This is a genomic window from Acidimicrobiales bacterium, assembly GCA_036273495.1.
Classification (GTDB): domain Bacteria; phylum Actinomycetota; class Acidimicrobiia; order Acidimicrobiales; family JAJPHE01; genus DASSEU01.
Genome location: DASUHN010000417.1, coordinates 1 through 2014 on the forward strand (window position 1 = coordinate 1; position 2014 = coordinate 2014).

Here is a 2014-nt window from a genome sequence, read left to right on the forward strand (position 1 = left end):
CCAGCGCCGGCGCCTCCAGGCCCGGCAGCTGCACCTCGCGACAGACGGGACGGCCGTTCGATTCGACGGCGGTGACGGCGGCGCTCGAACCGCTGGCGTCCCAGCTGGGCGCGGCCACCAGCACGTCGAGCCCGCAGGACCGCGCCGCGCCCACCAGCACCGCAATGCCGGGGCTGGTGGTCCCGTCGTCGTTGGTGACCAGCGCCCGTAGGCCAGGCGCGTGCCGGCCGGTCAGGAGCGGCGGAAGAGGCGCCGGACCCGGGCGGCCACACCGTCCATCACCAGCCCGGTGCCGATGGCCAGCATCCAGACGTCCTTGGCCACCGGGATGCCCTGGGGACTGGGACGGAGGCTGCCGTGCTCGCGCATGGCGGGGGTGCGGAGGTAGAGGCCGAGCAGCCCCCCGGAGAACGCCGTCAGGCCGGCCCCCGCCAGGGCCGGGGAGACGACGGGGGCCAGGAGGGCGGCCCCCAGGGCCACCTCGCTGGCCCCCAGCATGCGGGTGAAGGTCTGCGGGTCCATGGACTCGAACGCCGGATAGGCGTTGGCCGCCGCTCCGTGGACCTGCTTGTGGTGCTCCTCGTCGGTCTCCTTGAGCTTGCCGAGGCCGCTGTTGAGGATGAAGGCGCCGGTGGCCAGTCGAGCCGGGACGTGCCATGCACGTAGGACCATGTGAACCTCCGAAGGCGTGTTCTGGTGTCGGGTCTCAGAAACACCCATACCCGCCGGGCGTCCTCCCTCATCACCGGCGCCGGGCGTGCCGTAGGGTCCCCAGGTGCGTCAGGCGGCCCGCCTCCTACCTGCGGCCGGGGCCCACGGCGGGGACGGGGCCAGGGTGGCCGCCGCCCTCGGCCTCGATCCGAGCTCGGTCCTGGACCTGTCGGCCAGCCTCAACCCGGCGGCCCCCGACCCCGCCGCCGTGGTGGGGCGCCACCTCGACCAGCTGGGCCGCTATCCCGACCCCACCCCGGCCGCCGGCGCCCTCGCCGACGCCATCGGCGCTCCGCCCGGGTCCGTCCTGCTCACCAACGGGGGAGCGGAGGCCATCGCCCTGGTCGCCGCCGTGCTCGGCGGCCGGGTCGAGGAGCCCGAGTTCTCCCTGCACCCCCGGGGCCAGGGGCCGCTGTGGCGGTCGGATCCCCACAACCCGACCGGGCTCCTGGCCGCGGCGGACGAGCGGGCAGGGGTCCGGGACGAGGCCTTCTACCCCCTCGCCACGGGGCGGTGGACCCGGGGGGATCCCGGCACGGTGGTCGTGGGCTCGCTCACCAAGCTGTTCGCCTGCCCCGGCCTCCGCCTCGGCTATGTGCTCGCCGACCCGGGCCTGGTGGCCGAGTTGAAGGCCCGCCAGCCCGCCTGGTCGGTCAACGCGCTGGCGGCGGGGGCCCTGCCCGACCTCCTGGCGAGCGCCGACCTGGCCCGCTGGGCGGCGGAGATAGCCGCCCTCCGCCGCGACCTCACCGACCTGCTCGCCCGCCACGGCCTCGACCCGGCTCCGTCGGACGCCAACTTCGTCCTCTGCCGCAACGCCACCGGCCTGCGCGAGCGCCTGGCCCCGCACGCCGTGGTCGTACGCGACTGCGCCTCGTTCGGCCTGCCCGGCCAGGCCCGCATCGCCGTCCCCCCGGCGGACGGGCTGGCCCGCCTGGCCGCGGCCCTCGAGCTCGCACTGGACCGGTGATCCGCAGCATCGCCGGGTTCCACCAGGACGAGGCCGGGGACTGGGTGGCCGAGCTGAGCTGCCTGCACAACCAGCACGTGCGCCACCGACCCCCGTTCCAGAACCGCCCCTGGGTGCTCGACCCGGAGGGCCGCAAGGAGCGGCTCGACTCTCCCATCGACTGCCCCCTGTGCGACCGGACCGAGCTCCCCGCCGACGTGTCGCTCCTCCGGGTGGCGGGACCGTGGACCCGGGACACCCTTCCCGCCGGCCTGCGCCGCCGCCACCGCACCGCCGCCGGCGTCTGGGGCGTGCTCTCGGTCACGGAGGGAACGGTCGGTCTGCGCATCGAGA

At 75.8% G+C, this 2014-nt stretch carries 3 protein-coding genes; 2 read left to right on the top strand and 1 reads right to left on the bottom strand.

The genetic code is table 11. The features are described 5' to 3' along the window. Window positions 1-231: 231 nt before the first annotated feature. Window positions 232-672 (bottom strand): hypothetical protein, encoded by a 441-nt coding sequence (locus VFW24_18160; protein HEX5268695.1) that lies wholly within the window; start codon window positions 670-672, stop codon window positions 232-234. 103 nt (window positions 673-775) lie between these two features. On the opposite strand from VFW24_18160, the gene VFW24_18165 reads away from it, so the two are divergent. Both VFW24_18165 and VFW24_18170 read left to right on the top strand, forming a co-directional pair. After that, window positions 776-1681: an aminotransferase class I/II-fold pyridoxal phosphate-dependent enzyme gene (locus VFW24_18165; GenBank protein HEX5268696.1), complete on the top strand. Its 906-nt coding sequence runs from the start codon at window positions 776-778 to the stop codon at window positions 1679-1681. Beyond that, window positions 1678-2014, top strand: a 337-nt coding sequence (locus VFW24_18170) for a DUF3565 domain-containing protein (GenBank protein HEX5268697.1), incomplete at its 3' end; no start/stop codon positions are given. The genes VFW24_18165 and VFW24_18170, both read left to right, overlap by 4 nt.